Genomic DNA, 24,115 nt, shown 5'->3' with positions numbered 1-24,115 from the left:
GAATACATTATGAAACTTAAATATATTTATTTCCTGTTTTTTGCGGTTCTGATTAGCAGTTGTGACCTGGAAGAATTACCACAGGCAACTACCTCAAAGGGTCCGATTTTTTCAAACGAAAGCGGTTTGATTCTCTATACCAACTCGTTTTACACAATGTTTAATGGTAGAAACCTGCACAGAGCCGATGCGATGTCTGACTACCTGGCACGTAAAGACACACCTCCATTTATTACTGAAGGCAATTATAGCGCACAGGTAAGCACCGATTGGAGCTGGGGCGATTTGCGTAATATCAATTATTTTATTGCCAACTGTACCGACCCTAAAGTGCCTCTGGCAGTCAGAAAAAACTATCTGGGTATTGCCAAGTTCTTCAGAGCCTATTTTTATTTTGCTAAAGTAAAAAGATTTGGCGATGTGCCTTGGATTGGCAAACCATTAGAAGTTACAGATACTGAACTGCTTTATAAAGGCCGTGATTCACGTGTGATGGTAATGGACTCGGTACTGGCCGACCTTGACTATGCTTGTCAGAACATTACAGCTACAAGCGAGGGTACCCGAAGTCTGGTAACAAAATATGTGGCTTATGCTTTTAAGGCAAGAGTAGCCTTACATGAAGGTACTTTCAGAAAATACCATACTAATTTAGGCTTGACAGGTTCGGCTGCTAATCTATTGAATCAGGCAGCTACAGCCGCTAAGGAAGTAATGGACAAAGGAGGATATAAACTATACGATGGTGCAGGAACAGACAAATCGTACCGTACTGTGTTTCAGAATCCTGCGCCTGTCGCTACTGAGGTAATGCTTTCAGCTGTTTGTGATTTAGCATTGAATACCTTGAACGACGCTAACTGGTATTGGACAAGTGGTACTTATGGCGATAAAGCCAGTTTCATCCGCACATTCATCAATACTTATCTGAATATTGATGGTACCCCTTTTACCAATAATCCTGATTACAAAACCATGTTGTTTAAAGATGAGGTGAAAGGACGTGATAAAAGATTACAACAAACCATCCGTTCGGGTGATTATAAAAGAATCAGTACTGGTGCATTGGTTCCTGCGCCTCCGGTATTCTCTTATACTTATACAGGTTATATGCCAATCAAATGGGCGATGGATGATGTATATTACGATACCCGCGATTTGAACATCAATTCAATTACGATTTTCCGCTATGCCGAAGTACTATTGGCATATGCCGAAGCCAAAGCCGAATTGGGTACATTGACTGATGCTGACTGGGCTGCAACTATCGGTGCTTTAAGAAAAAGAGCAGGTATTACAGGCGGTCTGAATTCAAAACCAACTGTAGTAGACCCATATCTGCAAGAGAAATACTTCCCGAATATCTCTGACCCTACCATTTTAGAAGTACGTCGTGAAAGAGGTATCGAACTTTGCTTAGAGGGTTTCCGCTTCGATGATATTATAAGATGGAAAAGGGGAGAGTTGATGCAAATGGAATGGAACGGTATGTATGTGCCTGAATTGGATAAACCGATGGATTTGAACGAAGATGGAATCCTGGATGTAGCTTTCTACAAAACATTACCAGCGAACAGAGTAGCAGGCGTTACCTATGTAGAGGTTGCACCGGTTGTGGCTGGCAAAGCCAATCCTCAACTATTATCCAACGGAGATTCAGGAGAATTGACATGGTTGAACAATATTCCAAGAAAATTCTTAGATAAAAACTATTTATACCCAATTCCAGCAGGTGACCTGATTACCAATCCTAAGTTAGGTCAGAATCCTGGGTGGTAAGCCTTCCAACCCCGTGTCACCCCTATACTAGTCCGTAAAAGGGGGTGGCACGGGTATAACCAGAGGAGATAGAGGACCTTCAGTAGTCAAATTTCATATGTTTTAAAGTCAAAAAATAATCCTGATAATCAGGATTATTTTTTTTAGCATTTAAACGTTTCTTCTGAGAGTAATCTCGTAAAAGAATTATCTATGGACAAATAATGGATAAAACCTGTGTGAACACATGAACCGAGAAGAAGTTTATATTCCTACCCAAAACTTACTTCTTATACTTACACAAAGTATTATCAGCTTTCATATAGTATGATTTAAAATTAAGTGCTTTGGGGTCCATGCAACCTTTCAGGTTCAGCAATTCTATATCCTTAAACTCAATCGGATGGCTTTCGGCTTGAAGAGCTATATAACCTTCTCCTAAGGGTGTACTATCTTTCTTTATCCATTCCTGTGCAGCGGCATCATCTATATGTGCCTCTTTAAACCCATAATCCTTGCCTACAAATCCACCGCCCACTTGTGGCTTTTCAAAAGCAAAAACTACTTTGTTATCTATTAAATGTTGGATTAATGAATCTCCCAAAACGAGGGCTTCTATAGTTACCCATTGGTTACCATCATAGGTTTTCGACCACGAATCAATGCAATGATTGGTATTGAGTTTACCATTGATATATACCTGTGTACCTGGGGTGCAAAGATTAGCCGTATGGCGTTCGCCTTTACCCAAACCACCCAACATCTGCAATTCTAATGAAACCGGGAAATCCTGCCCTTTTGATAAACTGGCAGCAGATTGTGAGTGAAGCATCACACCACTATTTCTGACATTCCATGAGGCCCCACCTTTGGTTTGGTTGCCTACAAAGCGATAAGTAAAGCGTAGTTTATAATAAGAAAAAGGCTGGTTATAGTAGAGATGGCCGAATTTTCCGTCGAATTCCTGATACTCATCATAAGCAATTTGCAGAATGCCATCTTTGACACGGAAAGTGTTTTTGTAGTTATCGTTTAGTTCTTGTCCGGCTATTTTAATATCCCAGCCTGTCAGGTCTTTGCCATTAAAGAGCTGTTGCCATTCTTCTTTTTTAGGGTCATTTTTTTGTGCTTGCGCAGCAATACAAAAAGCCGTTAGAATAAAGGCCAGAAGTGTGTTTTTCATATTCAGTAATACAGATAAGGTTGAATCCTTAAAGGTATTAAACTCTACCCGAAAAATCAAAACTCAATAGCAGTACTCTTCACTTTTGAATTAAAAAGAAAGGTCTTTTTACTACCTGCATAGAAGAAATTTACCAGATTGGTTTGGTCATCAAACATTTCCTGCATCAGGTCATTGTAGAGAATGTGATCTTTTACAATCTGGCTTTCAGGTATCTCCACATATACCCAGGTGGCATCGCCTTCTATCTCTTTGCCCAGATAGTTAATCGTTTTTTTCTGTTTTTGAGGGGTAATAATAGCAAAATGTTGTTGGATATATTTACTCAATACCGCATCACTATTATCATTTTTGCCACCAATCATTACTTTTTGTCCATTGTTGATTTTAGTGAGTGCATTTTCCAGATCATCAGTAAAAAGACGAATGGTTATTTCAAGAGATTTCTCCTTCGGATTATACTGTATTTCGGTAAGAGAGGTATGAAAAGCATGTAATGTTGTCTTATTTTCGGTTTTTTGAGGATGCAACGGGAAAATAAGAAGTGTAAGAGAGAGTATGAAGTGTAATAAGTGCATGCTGGCAAAATATAAAGAATCGGGGTAGAACGCATAGCTATTCTACCCCGACCAAATGAATTATTTAAACAATGCCTTGAAAGTATCGTTAAAGAGTACTAATACCATGAGTGTCAATAAAATAAAAGTACCTACTTGTTGGGTACGTTCCATAAATTTCTCAGAAGGTTTGCGGCGTGTAATCATTTCATACAATAAAACTACTACGTGCCCACCGTCTAATGCCGGAATCGGCAAAGCATTCATAAAGGCCAGACCCATTGAAAGCAGACCTGTTAATCCCCAGAATCTTTCCCAATCCCAATAGCTACCAAACCATTGTGCTAAACCTACCGGGCCACTTACAGCATTACCGGCAGATATATGTCCTTTAAAGATACGTCCGAAGCCTTTTATCTGATTAGGAATAACCGATAATGCTTCTTTAGCACCTACACCAAAAGCTTCTCCGAAATTGTATTTTTGCGTGCTTGAAATTAATTCTGATTGTGCTCTGAAACCCAATTTAGATTCTTTTGTAACAACCGGATAGAGCTTCACTTGCTGACCGCCTCTTTCAACCAATAATTCAACTTTTTTATTTTTGAATTTTTCCAATTCAGTCTGAAACTGTTGGAAGTAGACTACAGGTGTGCTATCAATTTTAACGATTTTATCGCCTTCTTTCAATCCGGCTTTCTCAGCAGGGGAGTCTTTAGTTACTTCTCCTACTTTAAAAGGCATAATCGGTTCAATAAAAGGAACTTTAGTAGCTACTTTGTCAATTAAATCGTTAGGAACAGGTATTTGTTTGATTTCTCCATTTCTTTCAATCGTAAATTCAGTATTTTCCTGCATTAAAGCTGCACGCACTTCACCAAAGTCGCCATAATCTGCACCATTCACCTTTAAAACTTTGTCTCCACTTTTTAATCCGATTTCCTGCGCTAATGGATAGGCATAGATACCTGCTTTGTTTACTTCAGCTTTTGAGTAATATTCATCACCCCATACAAATTTCACACCCCAGAATATCAACACACCCAGAATAATATTGACAATAATACCCCCCAACATCACAAACAAACGCTGCCAGGCTGGTTTCGAACGGAATTCATCAGGTTGTGGTTCGGATGCAAGCTGAGAAGCATCTTTGGTTTCGTCAATCATACCTGCAATATCTACATAACCACCTAGTGGAAACCAACCTAAACCGTATTCTGTATCACCTGCTTTCTTTTTCCACAAGGCAAAATTCAAAACATTAGGAAGAGGGAAGAGGAAGTCGAAGAATATATAAAATTTATTTACCCGAATACCGAAGATACGAGCAAAGATGAAGTGTCCAAACTCATGTAACCCGACCAGAATTGTTAAGGCAAGCAAAAGTTGCCCAATCATTGTTAATACTGCCATTAGAAAATTGAATAAATTTTAAGATAATATGTAGGTTATTTAGCCATAAAATATCCTCTCTTGAAACGTAAATACCTGGGTGTTCGTTCCATTTCCGTTAATTCCACCTTTCGGCCTGCATAATCTATGCCACTACTAACGAAAATACATTCAAAATTAGCATACTTATTAATGAAAAGAACGTTTTTTGACGAAAAGTTTGTTAACAAATCAAGAGTATCATATTTCAATAGCTCAATGAATTCAGTAAAGTACGATGTAATTATTATTGGCGGAGGCCCCATAGGGCTTGCGTGTGGTCTGGAAGCCCAGAAAGCGGGCTTAAAGTATGTAATTTTAGAAAAAGGTTGTCTGGTTAATTCTTTATATAATTATCCTGCTAACATGACTTTTTTCAGTACTTCTGAACGGCTAGAGATAGGGGAGGTACCTTTCGTTTCAAATAATGCCAAGCCTACCCGTAGCGAAGCGCTGGAGTATTATCGTAGAGTTGCTGCCCACAAACATCTGAACGTAAGGCTTTTTGAAGAAGTACTACAGGTAATGCCAAAGGAATCAGAAGGGTATGAGGTAATCAGTAAAAAGAATACCTATGAAACCGACCATATCATTATAGCATCAGGCTTTTATGATATTCCGCAGCAATTGAAAGTAAATGGGGAAGATTTACCAAATGTAACCCACTATTACAAAGACCCGCATTTTTATGCTTTTCAGAAGGTATTGGTAGTAGGAGCCAATAACTCGGCAGTAGATGCCGCTTTGGAAACCTGGCGTAAAGGCGCTGAGGTTACGATGGTTATCAGAGGAGGTGAGGTTGGCAGACGGGTAAAATACTGGGCTAAACCCGATATTGAGAATAGAATTAAAGAGGGGTCTATCAAGGCGTTTTTTAATGCTGAAATTGCAGAAATACGAGAAAACGAAGTAGATATACAAACACCTGAGGGCATTATAACCATCGAAAACGATTGGGTAATTTCAATGACAGGCTATCAGCCTAATCTGCCATTTCTGAAAAAGATAGGTATTAACTTATCAGCAGATGAAATTATGAAACCGGAATATAATGATGATACAATGGAAACTAATATGAAGAATGTGTATCTGGCAGGCGTGATTTGTGGCGGTATGGATACCCATAGCTTGTTTATTGAAAACTCACGCGTACACGCTGAGAAAATTGTACAGAAGATATTAAAAACCCCACAATTGGTTTAATTGCGGGGTTTTTACTTATTGAAGTGTTAAAGAAACCGTCTTCGTATCCTGTAAAGCAACATCAGCCACTTTCCCTATACCCGAATACTTTACTTTGTAGCCTTTATTCTCCAACAAATATATCGCATCTCGCAACGTCATGCCCTCTACATTAGGCATATCGGTATTATCATTCACTTTACGCCAGGCTATACTGTTGCCATTCCTCACTGCTTTTGCCCAACCGGCATTGCTCGGTACATTCTGCAAGCCTAAAGCTTCACTTACAGACCTGAAATCTTCGGCATAACCGCTTTGCTCATGCGTTTCAATTTTCTGCACATTGCTGTTTTTGTTTTTAGCAGGATGTATGGCTACATCGTAAGCAAATACCTTGTCAGCAATGGTACGGAAAACTGGAGCGGCTACATCGCGCGCATAAAGATTTGATCCTTGCGGTTCGTCGATAATAACCGCACAACTATACTTTGGATTGTCAGCAGGGAAGAAGCCCATAAAAGCTGTATAATATTGCCCTTGTACATAACCGTTTTCTCTTTTCTGAGAGGTGCCCGTTTTTCCGGCTACCTTGCAAAAACCTGTATTGATATTTTTAGCGGTACCATTTTCAACTACACCTTTCATCATTTCGTGAACTAACTTAATAGTACGGTCGGAGCATATCTGTCCGTCTTCTTTGCGTCCTTCAAATTTTTCTATCACTCTATCGGCTTCGCGTATTTCTTTTACAATAAAAGGTTGTACCCAGTGCCCGCCATTGGCAATAGCGTTATAGAAAGTAAGCATCTGCAAAGGTGTCAGACGTGTCTCATAGCCTATCGACATCCAGGGTACGGTAGTTGAGCTAAAGGTGGAGCTTTTTCCAGTTTTAATAATAGGATCAGTTTCTCCTCTCAATTGAAAACCGACAGGCTTATCTAATTTGAAATTGCTTAGGTAAGTAACAAAGTTATCGGCTCTCGAAAACCCGAAATGCTCTTTAACCAAGGCATAAATACCTACATTACATGAGTGCTCGAATACCTGCCTCAAGGTTTGGTTCCCATGGCTTTCCGAACATTTCATTTCTATATTATTATGCATGATAGATCCACCACAAAAGGCAGCAGGAGAATCTAAGCCTAATTTGCTTTTCTCCAATATAGCCACCATACTTGCCAGCTTAAAGGTAGAGCCCGGGTCAGTACCTCCTTTTACTGCATAATTAAAGTCTTCTGTATAGTACGTCTCACCATTTTTAGTTCTGCGCGAAAGATTGGTAATGGCTTTAATCTGGCCTGTAGCCACTTCCATCACAATAGCAGAGCCATACTTGGCATTGGTGCTGATTACCTGATTACGCAGAGAGCTTTCAACAATATCTTGAAAGTTAACATCAATCGTGGTTACTACGTCCTGGCCTGCTTCCGGACGAACCTCCGGTGTATCTTCCACAGGTTTCCAGACACCTCCAGCTAGGCGTTGGAAAAGTCCTACACCGTCTTTTCCAGCCAGATAATTATTGAAACTGAATTCAATACCAAAGTCTCCTTTAGTTTGGGTATCCCTATCTAACTTTCCGATAGAACGCAAAGCCATATCATCGAAAGGCATAACCCGACGATTGAGTTGCTCAAACTTACCACCCCCTTTCATCTTTCCCTCACGGAAAAACGGAAAGTTTTTAATTTGTTCCATTTCCTGAAAATCAACCAGTCGGTCGCCAAAGGCTACAAATTTTACTTTTCTGCTTTTTCGGGCATTCAGAATCATTTCTTTGTATTGATTAGCCGATCGATCCTGAAAGAAGTCGGATAGTAGCGCAGATAACGAGTCTATGTGTTTATCAAAATATTTGGTTTTAGCTCTGGTTACATCTAAACCAGCCCGATAACGAGGCACCGAGGTAGCCAATAAGCTACTACCGTCGGCCGCATAAATATTGCCACGGGTTGCTTTTATTTGCATAGGTTTGCGCTGTACTTTCGCAACCTTATTCATCCATTTCTTTTTCTGGAATACCTGCACAACAAATATCTGTGCAGCTATAAGAGAGCCTATCAGAAATATCAAACCAAAGGTAAGTTTGGCTCGCCATTGAATTTCTTCACGGATAGAGGGCTTCGCTGACATGATTATATAAAATTTGCTGGATTTTAGGACTTATTCTTTTTCTTTCACGACTATTTTATTAGGAGGGGTAATGTTTTCTTCCAGCCCTTTGTCTGTCAGCTTTTTAGCAATTTCAGATTGTTTACTGGCAAACATATAGCGCGATTTCTGCGAGATATATTCTGCACGTCTTTCTTCCAGATCATTACGAGACTTATCAATTTTTTTGATAAACCCTTCGTAACTATGCTGAATATAAATGTAGAAGATACAAAGAACACCTAACCAGACAATGCGTTTGAGCGTTTCGGTAGGGAGAGAATCACCTAAATTAAATCGATTAGAAAGCCATGTGTTGATGCGTTCAAAAAGCCCGGCCTTTTTGGGCGCCTTGGGCACAGCAGGTGCAGAACGGTGGCGGAAAGTATTTGTAGCCATTCCGATAGATGTTTTATGTTTATTATTAAAGCACGATTGTAAAACAAATGTATGAATTATCTCCTAATTCCCTCAAAAGTCCCGCAATTTTTTTGTAAATTTAATGCCACTCAATCATCTTGAAACAAAAAAATCGCCCTTATGGAAAGAACGATTTTTTTGAGGTATTCTTATTAACTTCGTTAATTTATTCAATACTTAGTTTAATATGAGCTTAAGAGTGAATGTTTTACTTTAATGCATTGATAATTAAATATTTATTCACTAAACACCGGGCCGCGTAGGCTCAATCACTAATTCACTAATTTTTACGAAAAAACCGCTTCCAATTGTTGTTTCTGAGGGAAATCCGGCGTTACAAGGTCAGCTTCAGGTTTGTAAATATAAGGCATCGGGAAGCCTCTTTCCTGGAAGGTTTGCTCAGCCATATTGTTGTAACGCAACTGAATAGACCAACGAATATTCTTTGTGACATTATCACCTGAACGATGTACCAGGAATGCTGAGAAAACCAGTAAGTCACCCACCTCAAATTCAGTCTGAATAAAGGCATCTTCAGGCAAATCTTCCTGAATACTCCCTAAATAGCCTGAAGTATCAGCTTTCATCAATCCATCTTTGTGGCTGGCAGGTAAAATTTGTAACGAACCCAAGGCTTCACCGCAATCTACCATTGGGAACCACATCACGATACTATCTAATGAACCCTGACCTGTACGCCAGTCCTGATGAGCGCCTAATTTCCAGTGGCTACCACCTTTTGACAAGTGGCGGCTATTGAACTGCATAGAAGGACGCACGCCAATCATCGGGAAATCATAACCTAACGACTTTAATAAGTTAATCAATTTAGGTTCTGTACCTAAACGGTGTAGTGATATCAAGTGCTGTGCTTGTTTACCTGTACTGACAAAGGTATCGAAATCAGCCTCGAACAAATCAAACATTGCCTGCTCAAATTCGTCTTTGTTGTCAATATCCACAGTCTTGCCCAATACTCTCTCAATTTGCAGAGCAAAAAGTTTACGCGCCTCGGTGTATATCTGATTGATTTCTTCTTTACTAAAGAAATTTTTCAGAATAATATAACCGTCTTTATTGAATTGTTCTTTCATTGTTCCCATAACTTATAATCTATTCAAAACATTAAATAATAGGGCAAAACTAAAGCTGTAAGCACTCCATAAAAATGATATTTCTCATGAATGCTTTTATTTCTCTAAAATAGCATAGCCAAAGCCTGCTCTTCCAAACCCATTGCCATTATATAACAGATATTTTTTGTCGTTATGTTCATAACAATAGGCATAATCTATCATTTCGTAATCAAAATCGTTCGGATTATCAGATTTATGAATACCTACCAAGTTATCTTTACGCTCCCATTTAAAACCGTCTTTCGATTCGGCATAACCTAGACGATAGCTCTGGTTGCGGTCTGTACGGTAATCTCTGGTATGGCGATACGAATAATACATCTTGAAAATGCCATCTTCAAAAAACACGCTCGGGCGACCGACTGCATGCAAGAAATCATCAAATGGAAGTGCCACATCACCGGTTGGTTCCCACTTGATACCATCTTCTGATACGGCTACGCGGCAATCGTAATACGGTTCAGGATACCCGTGAATGTACTCACATTTCTGACCTGAAATATACCACATCATCCAACGACCATTGACATACATCACCGATGGCTGCGCTGCCCAGATAGGATTATGGATTGATCTGTCCATAATAGGCCCACGAAACATTTTCTTAAATGTGATACCCCCATCAGTACTAATGGACAAGCCCATCGACAGACGGTAAGAATTATGCGTACGGTTCCAGCCTGTATAATACAACCAGATGTCTCCATTTGATTGCGGTACAAACCATGAAGGCATGGCCCCCGTTTCATCATACTCCCCCGGCCCACCTAAATCTAATACGAAAGTATCGTGTATATAAAGGATTTTAGTCGGGTCGTCATAATCCACATCAATAAATGTCGGACGAGATTGTCCTTGGTCATCTCTTGATGAAAAGTATACTCTTAAAAAATCTTTATGTTTATAAGCATAAGGCACCTGTGCATGTGAACGGCTATGTGCTAGGGTTCCATCTGGTTTATAAATTACTCCTTTTTTTTGCCAAATTCCTGAATTGCTCATATTTTCTACTCAAGTTCTTTTATTATCTTTTCGGCCACTTTTTTAAGCTTAGGCAATTCGTTAATTACAACCACCCAAACCATTTTAACTGAAATACCGAAATACTCATGTGTCATTATATTTCTAAAACCTTTTATACCCCTCCAGTCAATCTCATAGTATTTCTCTTTGATTTCCTCGGATAAATGTAAAGAAGCCTCCCCAACTGTAATTAATTGACGTTCCGTGGCTGAACGAACAATGAATTGGATTCAAAGTTTTCATAAGTAAGAGTTCCAACGAAATTTTCTATTTCTTCAATAGCCTCAAGAATATGTTGAGCTCTTTGTAAATCTCCAAATCTACCTTTCATAAATTAGTACTTTATCTTTCTCAATAAAAGGTCTGATATGTTTTGAGATTCCATCTTCTGCTACAAAATCAATATCAACTTTAAGCAACTCTTTTAAGTCTTCAAGCATTCGTCCAAATTCAAAAAGACTTACATTCTCACTTGAATCAATATCTACCAATATATCCAGGTCACTATTTTTTGTTTGTTCATTTCTGGCATAAGAACCAAAAATGTACGCCTTTCGTACTGGTTTATTACGAAAATAGTTTTGGATAATATTAATAGTTCTCTTATTCATTATTTCTTAGCCTTACGGTTGCGTTCCGCACGTATTCTCCAATTATCCTTAAAGTCTTTCCCTGGAATCTGCAAATTAACATTCACCGTAGGAGCCTTTTTAGTTTTCTTAAATTCTAATACATAATAACCGTTACCAAAAATCCATTGCAGTTTTACATCTTTTATGTTTTTAGGTAAATCCTGCAAAGGCACCTGGTCGGCAAACATGGGGTTGGCATCCATCAATATCTGATAGGTTTTCTGGTCTCTTAGCCAAGCGCCTACACTTTCGTCTCCAACTACTACTCTGCCGCCCACTTTTACCACACGGTTAAACTCTTCAAAAGCTTTAGCTCTTTCTGAAAACGTATTGATACCACCGAAATGGAAAACAGCATCGAAATAATTGTCTTCAAATGGTAAATAAGCACCATTACCAATGAAATAATCTATCGTTACATCTTTCTTATCCGCAAATTTCTCTTTCGCATGACCCAACATCGCAGGTGATAAATCAGATAATACGGCATGACCACCTGGGGTAACTTTCTCAATAATATAAGCTGAATCTTTTCCTGTGCCCGCACCTACTTCTAATACCTTCATACCCGGTTTTAGCTTCAACATCCCAATCATGGTTTTGCGTGTAGCAGCTTCGTTGGCATGTAGAGACTCAAATACCCACGATACTCCACGATCGTAGCGCAAGTGCGCATCGTTATAAGCTACCTGTTCCTTACGGTCTTGCTCGAACAATTCTTTTGGATAAACTAAATCTACAATGTTGTTTATATCATAAGAGATGGGTTCTTCCTGAGAGGTATTATGAAGAGTTTTGCCGTCGGCCGATAGAACCAATTTAGTTCTGGTTTTAGGGCAAATCAATTGGTCAAAAAATTGCGTCATTATTTGGTCTATATCTATGTTAAAGCGTCAAAGTTCAAGATTTTTGCTGAAAAAACCATAGGAAAAAGCTATATTCTACAGGCGGGCTTTGTTCTCTTACATTCTCTATATCAATACTCTGGTACTCTATTGTTTTAAAAGAACTTATGTTTCCATCAAAGTTTATAAAGTTTAATCTATAAATGATATGTGTCTTTATAAGGCTTTATGTTAGTAGTGTTAATTAATTTTATCTATTTGCTTAACTTGTTTTATATTCTACACTAATCATTAACCTTTTGATAAGTCTTTCTTGGCTTCATCCTATCAAAAAATTGGGTAGTATCTATAACCACCTTATAACCCAATACGGTTTCGGGAAGTTTAATTGTTTCTGTATATCTTTGAGGCGTGCCGCTAAATCCGATTAAAATTTCATTTCCATTTAAGCTTAAATCTGCTACATTGTTTGCTACACATATAGTATCTATATTTATATTATCACTATTTTTTTTAGTAAGTAAGATGTAATCAGGTGTAGTAGTAGATATAGTAGAGTAAAAGAACCATTCTAATTTTATTTTTGAGTCATTTATTTCTTTTAAATATAATCTGTCTTTCTCAGTTGAGTCGAAACTTGGAACACAACTTTGGAAAGCTATTATTAATAGTAATATACTAATGATTCTCATATTTGTTTATTTGAGAATAAGTTCTTTGAATTTAACAACCAGAGTTTATTTAATAAGTTAATAATAGCCAGATTTCATTCTATACAGTAAATGATAGAATTATAAAAAAAGAGAGGATTTCCTCTCTTACTTAATTAGATATTCCTACAAATTAATATCCTTACTGGAAACATCAGATTTTACGGCCGGATTCCCTTTCCAGATGCTCCAGGGCTCGGTTTTAGTCTTGGTAAGGTTGGCTCCCATAGCAATTAACGTGCCTTCTCCTAAAGTGCAGCCATCGCGGATAGTAGCATTCACACCAAAGAAAGAATACTCACCTACTACACAACGGCCTGATAGCACTACATGAGAAGTAAAGTATACATGATCTTTTATTTCGCCATGATGCCCGATATGGTTACCACTCCATAATACAACATTATTGCCGATTTTTACAAATGGCTGAATCGTATTATCTTCTAGAATAAAACAGTTTTCGCCAATCTGGTCGGTTAAAACGGTAGCTTTTGAACTGATGTAAGAAATGCAATCATAACCCAACTCCTTGATTTCGCCATATACTTTTGCCCTAATCTGGTTCATCTTGCGCTCACTCAATGGGGCAAAAAATTTATATTCTGCTGGAGGAAAAAGTTCGAGGACATCTTCAAAGGCTACCAATTGTATGCCACAGAATGAAGTTTCGCCTTCCTTGATATATGCTCTGTTTTTTGTGAATGCTACAATCTCATGCTCCGAGTCATTCGTGAGGTAATAATGGGCTAATTCTGCCACTAATTCAGTACCGAAAACTACTACTTTTGCCATTGGGATTTTTGTTTAAACCAATTCAAACTCTTTTAAATATACATGAATTGCCGCAACCGGGCAAAACATTAATAGGTCAATCATCGAAAGCCATGGTACAAATTCATTGTTGAATTGCTTGTATTGAACAGGTTTCGATTTGATAAAATTAAGTAAGATTTTATTATCGGCAAAAAGTTGTTTATCATAGATAGCCATTCCGCCGATGGGATTTATATAATGGTCTGCTTTTTCCTGCAGACAAATATCTAAAATGCGCTCCTGTGCTTTCAGATGTTGATTGTTATAAATTGTTGAACTATCAACAAATTCGGTATCAATACCTAAATACTGGCAGGTAGCTTTTAAGCTTGTCGTACAAAGATCTCCTATATTAGCAGGGTTTGATTGAAAAACCTGTGTGAGAATCGTCAGAGTCTCCTGATAAAAAGGGGCTTTCTTATAAGATTGTTCAATTGTTTTAAAAAACTTTTTACTCCATGCTTCAAGATTATCTACTTCAATATCTCTGATTAATCGGTTCTGACTGGCACTGATTAGAGGGAGCGTGAACATAGAAGCTTTTCCGCTAATTAGAATATTATTCCTGTTAATCCAGCCTTTATTGATGTAGGCTACATCATCATAAACTATAAATTTATCCACTGCATTGATTAGTTGAAAATAACCAACATAGGGAAAAATGTATGGTTGCATGATTCCGATAGTCATAATTTATTATTTTTTTACAGTTTGAGGATTCAATTTGCGTAAGAAGAAGGCGCTTTCTTCTACTGGGGTATCTTTATGTGCATCACCTAGTCCCAAAGCAATATCTCCTTCTTGATAGGGGAGGACGCCCTTAGAATAGAACAAATATTCAGCTTCGGCAGGAATAGGTTTTACCCTGCTCCGGAATGGATGTATAGGAATCAATCGGCGCTTAAATCCTGCCCCCCAAAGCGGATATTCAAAATCTTCATGCTCTTGTTGTGTACCCAAAGCAACAATCGCATTTTTCGGAACCATTTCATCAAACTTTTGATAAGCCTCATAAATGTCAGGACGAGCAAGGGTGATTTGTTCCATGCGCGACATATTGAAGATGTTCTTTTGAGCAAATATTGGGTGAACACGCGTAAACGAAATACTGCAAAACGCCGAAACACTTACAATTAAACAGCAAAGCAATTGCCAGTATTGCCATATTTTATGTTTTTCAGATAAAATGTAAAGTGAAACCAATATAGGCATACACCAAACAGCCATATTGAGGAAATATCGCGCTTTGATAGGGTCATAAGGTGCTGAATAACTCAATGAGAGGAAATGTAATAAAGCTGCCAGTAGCAATATTAACATACTTTTTTGAGTAGCATTAGTTGTCCGATAATTCCTGATAAAATGGTAGAAGAGTATCAGAGTAACAGGAAATACCATTCCAAAACTGATAATACCCCAATAAGGCCTTTCAACGTAAAAACGAATAGGATGGTCGAATGAGAAAGAAGACACCACTGTAAATTTACTTCCTTCCATATTTAAACTGCCTAAAAGTTTATCAGGTATATATCTGAAAGCGTCATTGAGTTTTTTACCAACTTCTGTGCTACGGATACCATCAAGATTTAAGAAATCGGATGAATAACGTCCAACATTAAGAGCAATATTCTTTATTTTTTCTTTTCCTGTAAACTCTTCAACCCCATGCCATTTCATCACCATCGGTGGCGCTGAAAGACTGCCTAAAGTGAATTTTCCTACTTCTTTTATATTGCCGATATAGCCTGTTGGTAGTACATATATAGCAATGCTAATCATGAAGCTACTAATAGCGAGATTGATATTTTTATAAAATTCTTTTTTCCTTAAAACAGTATAGATAGCTACGACAAAAGCCGCCGGAGCAATCAATAAAAAGGTAATCTTGTGCCCAATCCAAACGCCTGATATTAAGGCGATCAGGATAATATTAAGTGGCGTAGGTTTTTGTTTGAACGAAAATAAAGTATAAGCCAGAATACCCAGATAAGCGCTTAATACTATATCTGTTTCGGTAGTAGTAGCCTGCACCAAAGCCGTTGGCAACAAAAGCGTGATAAGCCCGACAAAAAGCGAAGCGATAAAATTTTTAGAGATTTTATATGCAATACCATAGCTTGATAAAGCAAAAGCCCAATAAGACAGATAATGAATTACCTTAAATCCTTTTTCACCCAATACATGATAAAAGAACATCTGTAAAGTGGGCAATGAATTCGGGTAAAAATCAATTGTCCAGGTAGTGCCTTGCAGGCGATTCATATTGCCATTTTGTAGGTAATAGGCACATTTTACCAGGTGACCCGTCATGCTATCCCACTCGTTCGGAAAGGTAACAAACGAGATAATCAGATTTAGCGTAGCTGTGATAAATACACCTAAGAAAAGAATACCTAACGAAATCTTATTGAGAACAGGCTGATTTTGCCAATTAGCTATGAATTTATTTTGTAAGCCCTGAAAACCCGTCTTTAAATGAAAATGGTGATTATTAGCAATCTGTCGGAAAAGAACATGAAATAAAGTCGCTATCACATTGACCGAAGCACCCCAATAAACAGGCTGATTAATCAGGTTTAATTTAGACAATAGAAACCCGGTTGGAATGATACAAGAAACCAGACCAAGAAACCATTTGAGACCATAATCGCTCAGGCTTTCAGAAATGTAAGCTGCATTTCGGTGGATTTGCCAGATGAAGAGTAAAAAGAGTAGCAGGAATATCCAATACATTAAATAATAAGGGCTTCTTGAATTGCAAAGGTAAGACGGAATAATGTTCCGTCCTACACTATGAACCTGTTTAAAGGGGTATTATACTAAAAACTCAAATAAATCGGGTTTTTTATTAATGTATTCAAACTGGATATTATGGTCTTTCATTCGCTGAACCAGCGGCTGATAATCGGCTTTATTTTTTAACTCAATTCCCACTAAAGCAGGGCCACGTTCACGAGATGTCTTTTTGTTATATTCAAAAAGTACAATATCATCAGTAGGTCCTAAAACATCATTCAAGAACTCCTTAAATGCTCCGGCACGTTGTGGAAAACGGATAATGAAGTAATGTTTCAGTCCCTCATATAATAAAGAACGTTCTTTGATTTCTTCGGTGCGCGTAATATCATTATTCCCACCACCTATGATGCAGACTACGTTTTTACCCTTGATTTCATCTTTCAGAAATTCTAAAGCAGAGACCGATAAAGCACCTGCAGGCTCGGCTACAATGGCTTCCTCATTATATAATTCCAGAATAGTAGTGCATACCTTTCCTTCCGGAATTAAAAGAATATCGTGATTAAGATTTTGTTTACAGACTTCAAAAGTTAAATCTCCGGCACGTTTCACTGCTGCTCCATCCACAAACTTATTGATTTCGTCTAAAGTTACTACGTGGCCTGTTTCCAAAGACTTTTTCATTGTCGGCGAACCCAATGGCTCAACCGCTACCAATTTAGTCTTAGGTGATAATTGTTTGAAAACAGTGGAAACGCCTGAGGCTAAACCACCGCCGCCTATCGCAAAAATGAGATAATCTATTTTGAAGTTTGAGTCTTTAAAGATTTCGAGCCCTACTGTGCCTTGTCCTTCAATTACCTGTAAATCATCAAACGGGTGAATAAAGGTAGCATCCTGTTGCTCGCAGAAAGCTTTAGCTGCAAAATAAGCGTCATCGTAAGTATCGCCCACTAATTCAATCTTCACAAACTCCTTACCGAACATACCCACTTGTTTTATTTTCTGTGCGGGCGTGGTAGTAGGCATAAAAATAGTGCCTGTTACACCCATTTTTTTGCAAGCATAAGCTAGGCCCTGCGCATGGTTCCCTGCACTGGCGCACACCACTCCTTTAGCTAACTGCTCTGTTGAGAGGCTAGCCATTTTGTTGTAGGCTCCTCTGATTTTATAAGAACGCACTACCTGTAAATCTTCGCGTTTAAGGTAAATATCAGCTCCATAGCGCTCTGAAAGATTCAGATTGTGCATTAATGGCGTATGTGTAGCTACGTCTTCAAGCCTTTCTGCTGCGACATACATATTGTCGATATCCGGAAAGATTAATGGTTTTTCTGACACGGTTTTGTTGATGGTGGTCATTGGTTAAATGATGGTTTAACCGATTTTAATTGATAGTAAACTAACAGGTAACGCACATTTACGTGCAAGAATTTTTGCCAAATGTAATAAAAAATAAAATGAGTAGGTATTTTTTACCTACTCATTCCACATGTATTCTTATTAAACGAAAAATTAGTTTCTTTCTGGTCTCAAGCTACGTACAGTTGCACCTGCCTGCCACATTTCTGATTCACGTAATTCGGCTAATTCAACTTCTAATTTCTCGCGGTAATCTGGTTGAGAGTTACGAGAGATAGATTGCGCAGCTTCTTTTTGTGATTTTACGCTTTGATATAATTTCTTGAATACCGGTTTAGTTGCATCATGGAAAGGTTTCCACCAGTCTAGCGCACCGCGTTGAGCAGTAGTAGAACAGTTAGCATACATCCAGTCCATACCGTTTTCTGCTACTAATGGCATCAACGATTGTGTTAACTCTTCTACAGTTTCGTTGAAAGCTTCTGATGGAGAGTGACCGTTTTCGCGTAATACTTCGTATTGAGCAGCAAAAATACCCTGAATAGCACCCATCAAAGTACCTCTTTCGCCTGTAAGGTCAGAAGTTACTTCACGGTAGAAATCAGTTTCGAACAAGTACCCTGAACCTACACCGATACCCATAGCGATAGCTGTTTCACGTGCATGGCCTGAAGCATCCTGATACACTGCAAAACTTGAGTTTAAGCCTTTACCCTCTACGAACAAACGACGAAGAGAAGTACCAGAACCTTTTGGTGCAACTAATACTACGTCTACAGTTTTAGGAGGTTTGATACCAGTTTTTTTGCTATAAGTAATACCGAAACCGTGTGAGAAATACAAAGTTTTACCTTTTTTAAGGTATTTTTTAACAGTTGGCCACAAAGCGATTTGAGCTGCATCAGACAAAAGGAAACAAATAATAGTACCTTTTTTCAATGCATCTTCAATGTTGAAAAGTGTTTTGCCCGGTACCCAACCATCAGCTACTGCTTTGTCGTAGGTTTTGCCAGGACGTTGTCCAACAATTACATTGAATCCGTTGTCACGCATGTTCATTGCCTGACCAGGACCCTGTACACCGTAGCCAATCACAGCGATGGTTTGTTTTCCCAAAAACTCTCTTGCTTTTTCGAGAGGGTACTCTTCGCGGGTTACTACTTCTTCTTCAACACCGCCAAAATTTAACTTTGCCATTTTATTGTTTTGTTTTGTGTTTATGCGAAAAAAATGATTCAACTATAAATAATACTCCCATTCAGCAATTTCCTCAGGTAGATATTCTATCAGACCTTGTGGCGTTTTACCAACGGCTACTCTGCCTGAGCGAACGAACTCAATGATACCATGCGGCTTGATGTACTTGAAAAAGTCGAAAATCTCTCTTTCAGTACCTGTTTTTTCAATAACCACATAGTCAAGCCCCCAATAAACTACCCATGCTTTATGCACTTTATTGATATTTTCTACATCGATTACCTTGCCTTCAATAGGAGTTGAAATTTTGAATAGAGCAATTTCGTTGTAAACGATGTCTTCGTTAAGATAACCGAAAACAGCTAATACTTCGACAACTTTCCGAATCTGGCGAACTAGTTTTTCTACTTCTTCTCTCTTATCGTGTTTAATTACAATGGTAAAACGAGAGATGCCTTTTCTTTCAGTTTCCGAGACGGTCAAAGACTCAATATTGATTCTTCGCCTGGTAAATATGATTGTGATTTTGTTGAGTAATCCGATGCTATTTTCGGTAAATACGCAAATAGTGTATGTTGTCATGAAAATTGTCTATTGAGTGATTGAGAGAATTAGTGATTGAGTGATTGATTTAGTGAATGAATGATTTAGAATAATCACCGGGCGTCGGCCGCTCATTCACTAAATCGCTCAATCACTCAATTATTCCAAGCGTATCTCCGCTACACTTGTTCCTGCTGGAACCATTGGGAATACGTTTTCTTCTTTTTCTACTAATACTTCTAAAAGATAGGCTTTGTCAGACTTGAGCATTCTATCTAATGAATCGCTTAAGTTCTCACGTTCTTCGCACGTATGTCCTTCAATACCAAAACCTTTAGCAATAGTAATGAAATCAGGGTTCTTTAGCTCTACAAACGAATAGCGGTTATCGAAGAATAATTGTTGCCACTGGCGAACCATACCCAGATAGTTATTATTCAGAATGATCATTTTCACTGCGAGACCACTCTGTGCAATAGTGCCTAACTCCTGAATCGTCATCTGGAAACAACCGTCACCAATAATACCTACCACCTCCCGGTCAGGTGCTCCCATCTTAGCCCCAAACGAAGCCGGAATCGCAAAACCCATGGTACCTAAACCACCCGAGGCAATATAAGAGTGTGGCTTACGGAACTGATAATAACGAGCAGTCACCATCTGGTGTTGACCAACGTCAACTACAATACAAGCTTCACCATTAGTTTTATCCGAAAGCATCGCTACTACTTCAGCCATTTTGATTTTGCCTTCTCCTTTCAAATCACGAAGCGTTACTTTCTGATGTTCTTTCAAATCCAGTTTTCTGAATTCGTTTTTCCACCCTGTGAAGTCACCTTTGTTTACCAGAGGCATCAACATTTTCAAGGCTTCTTTCGCATCGCCCACTACAGGTGCTTCGGTCTTCTTGATTTTTTCAATTTCAGAAGGGTCAATTTCTATATGAACAATCCTGGCTTGCTTGGCAAATTTGGAAGAATCACCCGTTACACGGTCATCGAAACGCATACCAATCGCAATTAGCACGTCACATTGGTCGGTCATTACATTAGGTGCATACATGCCATGCATACCCAGCCAACCCATATAATTCGGGTGATCAATTGGCATAGCTGAAAGCCCTAATAAGGTACTTGCGCAAGGAATATCAGTTTTTTCAACAAATTCTAATAGTTCCTGCATGGCATCGGCAATCAATACGCCATGTCCAAATAATATATAAGGACGTTTAGCTTTGCTTATCAACTCGGCAGCTTTTTCTATCTGCTCTTGTTTAGGAACAATACGCGGACGATAAGTAACCAGTTTATTAACTTTCTTATATTCAAATTTCTCAGTCATTTTGCTTGCCTGTGCATCACGGGTAAAATCAATTACTACAGGACCTGGCTTTCCGCTTTGGGCAATATAAAAGGCCTTAGCCATGATTTCAGGTACTTCATCAGGACTCGTAATCTGGTAATTCCATTTACAAACTGGCGTAGTAACGCCAATCATATCCGTTTCCTGAAAAGCATCTGTACCTAGCAATGTTGACTTAACCTGACCTACAATACAAACCAATGGGGTACAATCAATGATAGCATCTGCAATAGGTGTAATAAGGTTAGTACCTCCAGGGCCGGAAGTTACCAGACAAATCCCTGTTTTTCCACTGACACGTGCGTAGCCTTGTGCGGCATGCCCTGCTCCTTGCTCATGACGAACCAGAATATGATTCAGTCGGTCAATATAATCATAAAGGGCATCATAAGTTGGCATGATAGCGCCACCGGGATAACCAAAAATGGTTTCTACTCCTTCGGCTAACAAACACTCCATCATTGCCTGGGCTCCTGTAAGAAAATCTTTCTTTTGAGGCTGCTCAAGATTGATAGAAAACGTTTCTTGTTTGGCTTCCACTTCTAATAAATTTCCCATGTCAGAATGGTTTTTAAAGTATCATTGATTGTTGTAAGTCCGTTATTTATGGTTTTTCTTTTTTACGAAGATTCCTTCTCCCTGCATCAATCGTCCATTTTTAGGGTCTTTCAGTTCGGGTAGAATCGTAAATAGTTCAAAACCTAATTCATCTAATTTGCTGATTACCTCGTTATATAAAGGGCCTTGTTCATATAAAGGCACAAATGAAATCTCAGCCTGAATCACCTTAATATATGGCAATAGAGCAGTAGCACCTGCCAATACATTCAATTCATAGCCTTGTACATCAATTTTTAAGTATATCGATTGATATTGTTCAGCTATTTTGGGTGTAATTACCTCATCTAATCGTTTAATCTGTATCGTCTCGGTTGCCTGATAAGCAGTGTCTGGTGCTAAATCTGTATGATTTTTGTGCATACCTAGCAACGAACTACTGGCAAAATTTCCGGCAATATTGATAGCCAATTCTTCACTTTTTGTGCCGAAACCTATATTATGGCAAATCCACTTAGGGTCTTTATCTGCTTTGGCTTTAAGTTGTTCAAAACTGGCTTTAATCGGTTCAAAGGATACGATTTCGCCTTTATACCCCATTTCTCTCGCCTCTTCGCCATAAGTCCCGATAAATCCGCCTACATCAAGCAATAAATCAACCTTATGTGATTCCAATAAATGTTTGATTAAGGCAAAAGGAGAGTTCATGACATTGAAGCGACGAACCTCCATATTTAAGTACTTCCGGGCAAATTTCTTTATAAAATTGTCCATAGATTATTGGTTATAAGTCCGTTACGCAACCTTCGCTGGCTGAACTTACATTCTTGATATATTTTCTTAATACTCCTCTCGTAAATGGCGACTCTTTCGGTTGCCATGCTGCTCTGCGGGCTGCTAATTCTTCGTCAGATACATGGAGAATCAGTTTGTTATCAACTGCATCAATTGTAATTTTATCGCCGTCTTTAACCAGTGCAATTGTACCACCATCGAAAGCTTCCGGTGTTACGTGACCTACTACAAAACCATGTGTACCTCCTGAGAAACGACCATCCGTAATCATAGCGACTGAATTGCCCAAGCCTGCACCCATTACTGCTGAAGTTGGTTTTAGCATTTCAGGCATTCCTGGTCCGCCTTTAGGCCCTTCATTTCGAATTACCAATACATGGCCGGGTTTGATTTCACCTTTACTCAAAAATTCAATTACTTCTTCTTCACGCTCACATACTTTGGCAATACCTTCAAATCGTTCACCTTCTTTTCCGGTGATTTTGGCTACTGCCCCTTTTTCAGCCAGATTACCGTATAGAATCTGTAGGTGACCTGTTGCTTTAATCGGGTCAGAGATAGGCCTAATCATATTTTGTGTGCTGAAATCTAAATCAACAACTTCTTCAAGGTTTTCAGCAACAGTTTTACCCGTAATTGTCATGCAATCGCCATGAATCAAGCCAACTTTCAATAGATATTTCATTACTGCCGGTACTCCACCTATGGCCAATATATCTTCCATATAGTATTTACCCGATGGTTTCAGGTCACCTAATAATGGTGTACGGTCTGAAATAGCCTGAATATCATCCAAAGTAAATTGTATACCTGCAGAAGAAGCAATAGCTATATAATGCAATACGGCATTAGTAGAACCTCCTAACGCTATTACAACAGTCATCGCATTTTCGAAAGCCTTGCGGGTCATGATGTCGCGGGGTAGAATCTGTTTTTCTAACAGGTTTTTCATGGCTGCTCCTATAGCCACGCATTCAGCTTTTTTGCCTTCGTGTGTCGCAGGGTAAGAAGAGCTGTTGGGTAAGCTCATGCCCATAGCTTCAATAGAAGAAGCCATCGTATTAGCAGTGTACATACCACCACAAGCTCCCTGACCCGGAATTGAGTTTTGTATGACTCCTTTATAATCTTCGTCAGAAATATTATTGGCAAACTTTTTACCTAGTGCTTCAAAAGCTGAAACAATATCTAATTTCTGTCCATGATAATGTCCTGATTTTACTGTACCTCCATATACTAATATAGCTGGGCGATTCAGGCGAGCAATAGCCATCATAGCACCCGGCATATTTTTATCACAACCTACTACGGTAATTACACCGTCGTACCACTGCGCCGAAACCACATCTTCAATCGAATCTGCGATAATATCGCGGCTTGGCAACGAATAACTCATCCCATCGTTTCCGTTGGTCATCCCATCAGATACCCCGATAGTATTAAAAATCAGCCCCACCATATCATTTTCCTGAACACCTTTTTTTACATGTACTGAAAGACCATTCAGATGGATATTACAAGGATTTCCTTCATAACCTGTGCTGGCGATACCAATTTGTGGCTTTGCCATATCTTCTTCTGTCAGGCCAATGGCATAAAGCATGGCTTGGGCAGCAGGATTTGTTACTTCTTGCGTAAGTGTTCGGCTGAATTTGTTAAGAGCGGTCATTGTGATTATTGCTGTTGTATTTAAGTCGTAAATAATATTTTTTCAT

The 24,115-nt window shown here is 38.7% G+C and carries 22 protein-coding genes; 2 read left to right on the top strand and 20 right to left on the bottom strand.

From position 1 onward, the window contains the following. Positions 1-9 precede the first annotated feature (9 nt). Positions 10-1,779, top strand: coding sequence for a RagB/SusD family nutrient uptake outer membrane protein (locus tag D0T08_RS25960; RefSeq protein ID WP_116985676.1), 1,770 nt, complete (start codon positions 10-12; stop codon positions 1,777-1,779). 262 nt (positions 1,780-2,041) lie between these two features. On the opposite strand, the gene D0T08_RS25955 is transcribed toward D0T08_RS25960, so the two are convergent. Genes D0T08_RS25955 through rseP form a run of 3 tightly spaced genes read right to left on the bottom strand, consistent with a single transcriptional unit; the run spans position 2,042 to position 4,914 of the window. Next, positions 2,042-2,941: a DUF1080 domain-containing protein gene (locus D0T08_RS25955; protein WP_116985682.1), complete on the bottom strand. Its 900-nt coding sequence runs from the start codon at positions 2,939-2,941 to the stop codon at positions 2,042-2,044. Between the two features lie 56 nt (positions 2,942-2,997). Then, positions 2,998-3,519, bottom strand: a complete 522-nt coding sequence (locus tag D0T08_RS25950; RefSeq protein ID WP_116985675.1) for a DUF6702 family protein — start codon at positions 3,517-3,519, stop codon at positions 2,998-3,000. 60 nt (positions 3,520-3,579) lie between these two features. Next, positions 3,580-4,914 carry an RIP metalloprotease RseP gene (rseP, locus tag D0T08_RS25945; RefSeq protein ID WP_116985674.1) on the bottom strand — a complete coding sequence of 445 codons (1,335 nt, stop codon included), beginning with the start codon at positions 4,912-4,914 and terminating at the stop codon, positions 3,580-3,582. Positions 4,915-5,151: 237 nt separating this feature from the next. Here rseP and D0T08_RS25940 point away from each other — a divergent pair, with 237 nt between their 5' ends. Beyond that, positions 5,152-6,135: a YpdA family putative bacillithiol disulfide reductase gene (locus D0T08_RS25940; RefSeq protein ID WP_116985673.1), complete on the top strand. Its 984-nt coding sequence runs from the start codon at positions 5,152-5,154 to the stop codon at positions 6,133-6,135. Between the two features lie 15 nt (positions 6,136-6,150). On the opposite strand, the gene D0T08_RS25935 is transcribed toward D0T08_RS25940, so the two are convergent. The 17 genes from D0T08_RS25935 to ilvD all read right to left on the bottom strand — a co-directional run bounded on the left by D0T08_RS25935 (position 6,151) and on the right by ilvD (position 24,069). Next, positions 6,151-8,247, bottom strand: a complete 2,097-nt coding sequence (locus tag D0T08_RS25935) for a penicillin-binding transpeptidase domain-containing protein (RefSeq protein WP_116985672.1) — start codon at positions 8,245-8,247, stop codon at positions 6,151-6,153. Positions 8,248-8,277: 30 nt separating this feature from the next. Continuing rightward, the gene (locus tag D0T08_RS25930) at positions 8,278-8,664 is read right to left on the bottom strand and encodes an FtsL-like putative cell division protein (protein ID WP_116985671.1); all 387 of its coding nucleotides are present in this window, start codon (positions 8,662-8,664) and stop codon (positions 8,278-8,280) included. 308 nt (positions 8,665-8,972) lie between these two features. Beyond that, on the bottom strand, positions 8,973-9,779 hold the full coding sequence (locus D0T08_RS25925) for a phytanoyl-CoA dioxygenase family protein (protein WP_229239059.1): 807 nt from the start codon (positions 9,777-9,779) through the stop codon (positions 8,973-8,975). A 96-nt stretch (positions 9,780-9,875) separates the two neighbouring features. After that, positions 9,876-10,808, bottom strand: a complete 933-nt coding sequence (locus D0T08_RS25920) for a hypothetical protein (RefSeq protein WP_116985681.1) — start codon at positions 10,806-10,808, stop codon at positions 9,876-9,878. Positions 10,809-10,828: 20 nt separating this feature from the next. Continuing rightward, positions 10,829-11,065, bottom strand: a complete 237-nt coding sequence (locus D0T08_RS28290; protein WP_409012965.1) for a DUF86 domain-containing protein — start codon at positions 11,063-11,065, stop codon at positions 10,829-10,831. 99 nt (positions 11,066-11,164) lie between these two features. Continuing rightward, a complete protein-coding gene (locus tag D0T08_RS25910; protein ID WP_116985668.1) occupies positions 11,165-11,455 on the bottom strand; it encodes a nucleotidyltransferase family protein in 291 nt (96 codons plus the stop codon). Further along, complete coding sequence (locus tag D0T08_RS25905; RefSeq protein WP_116985667.1) at positions 11,455-12,342, bottom strand: class I SAM-dependent methyltransferase; 888 nt, start codon at positions 12,340-12,342, stop codon at positions 11,455-11,457. The genes D0T08_RS25910 and D0T08_RS25905 overlap by 1 nt, the downstream gene beginning before the upstream one ends. A gap of 263 nt (positions 12,343-12,605) precedes the next feature. After that, the gene (locus D0T08_RS25900) at positions 12,606-13,013 is read right to left on the bottom strand and encodes a hypothetical protein (protein ID WP_116985666.1); all 408 of its coding nucleotides are present in this window, start codon (positions 13,011-13,013) and stop codon (positions 12,606-12,608) included. Positions 13,014-13,157: 144 nt separating this feature from the next. After that, positions 13,158-13,823, bottom strand: a complete 666-nt coding sequence (locus D0T08_RS25895) for an acetyltransferase (protein WP_116985665.1) — start codon at positions 13,821-13,823, stop codon at positions 13,158-13,160. Between the two features lie 12 nt (positions 13,824-13,835). After that, complete coding sequence (locus D0T08_RS25890; protein WP_116985664.1) at positions 13,836-14,534, bottom strand: WbqC family protein; 699 nt, start codon at positions 14,532-14,534, stop codon at positions 13,836-13,838. 6 nt (positions 14,535-14,540) lie between these two features. Next, on the bottom strand, positions 14,541-16,577 hold the full coding sequence (locus D0T08_RS25885) for a hypothetical protein (RefSeq protein WP_116985663.1): 2,037 nt from the start codon (positions 16,575-16,577) through the stop codon (positions 14,541-14,543). A gap of 81 nt (positions 16,578-16,658) precedes the next feature. Next, complete coding sequence (gene ilvA / locus D0T08_RS25880; protein WP_116985662.1) at positions 16,659-17,945, bottom strand: threonine ammonia-lyase; 1,287 nt, start codon at positions 17,943-17,945, stop codon at positions 16,659-16,661. A 153-nt stretch (positions 17,946-18,098) separates the two neighbouring features. Beyond that, the gene (ilvC, locus tag D0T08_RS25875; RefSeq protein WP_116985661.1) at positions 18,099-19,142 is read right to left on the bottom strand and encodes a ketol-acid reductoisomerase; all 1,044 of its coding nucleotides are present in this window, start codon (positions 19,140-19,142) and stop codon (positions 18,099-18,101) included. 42 nt (positions 19,143-19,184) lie between these two features. After that, complete coding sequence (ilvN, locus tag D0T08_RS25870; protein ID WP_116985660.1) at positions 19,185-19,724, bottom strand: acetolactate synthase small subunit; 540 nt, start codon at positions 19,722-19,724, stop codon at positions 19,185-19,187. A gap of 120 nt (positions 19,725-19,844) precedes the next feature. Next, complete coding sequence (gene ilvB / locus D0T08_RS25865; RefSeq protein ID WP_116985659.1) at positions 19,845-21,605, bottom strand: biosynthetic-type acetolactate synthase large subunit; 1,761 nt, start codon at positions 21,603-21,605, stop codon at positions 19,845-19,847. Positions 21,606-21,647: 42 nt separating this feature from the next. Further along, positions 21,648-22,379: an FkbM family methyltransferase gene (locus D0T08_RS25860; protein ID WP_116985658.1), complete on the bottom strand. Its 732-nt coding sequence runs from the start codon at positions 22,377-22,379 to the stop codon at positions 21,648-21,650. A gap of 10 nt (positions 22,380-22,389) precedes the next feature. After that, positions 22,390-24,069, bottom strand: coding sequence for a dihydroxy-acid dehydratase (gene ilvD / locus D0T08_RS25855; protein WP_116985657.1), 1,680 nt, complete (start codon positions 24,067-24,069; stop codon positions 22,390-22,392). Positions 24,070-24,115 lie beyond the last annotated feature (46 nt).

Source organism: Emticicia sp. C21 (assembly GCF_003418935.1).
Taxonomy (GTDB): Bacteria; Bacteroidota; Bacteroidia; order Cytophagales; family Spirosomataceae; genus Emticicia.
The sequence above is the reverse complement of the archived record's forward strand: the minus strand, read 5'-3'. Positions and strand labels throughout refer to the sequence as shown.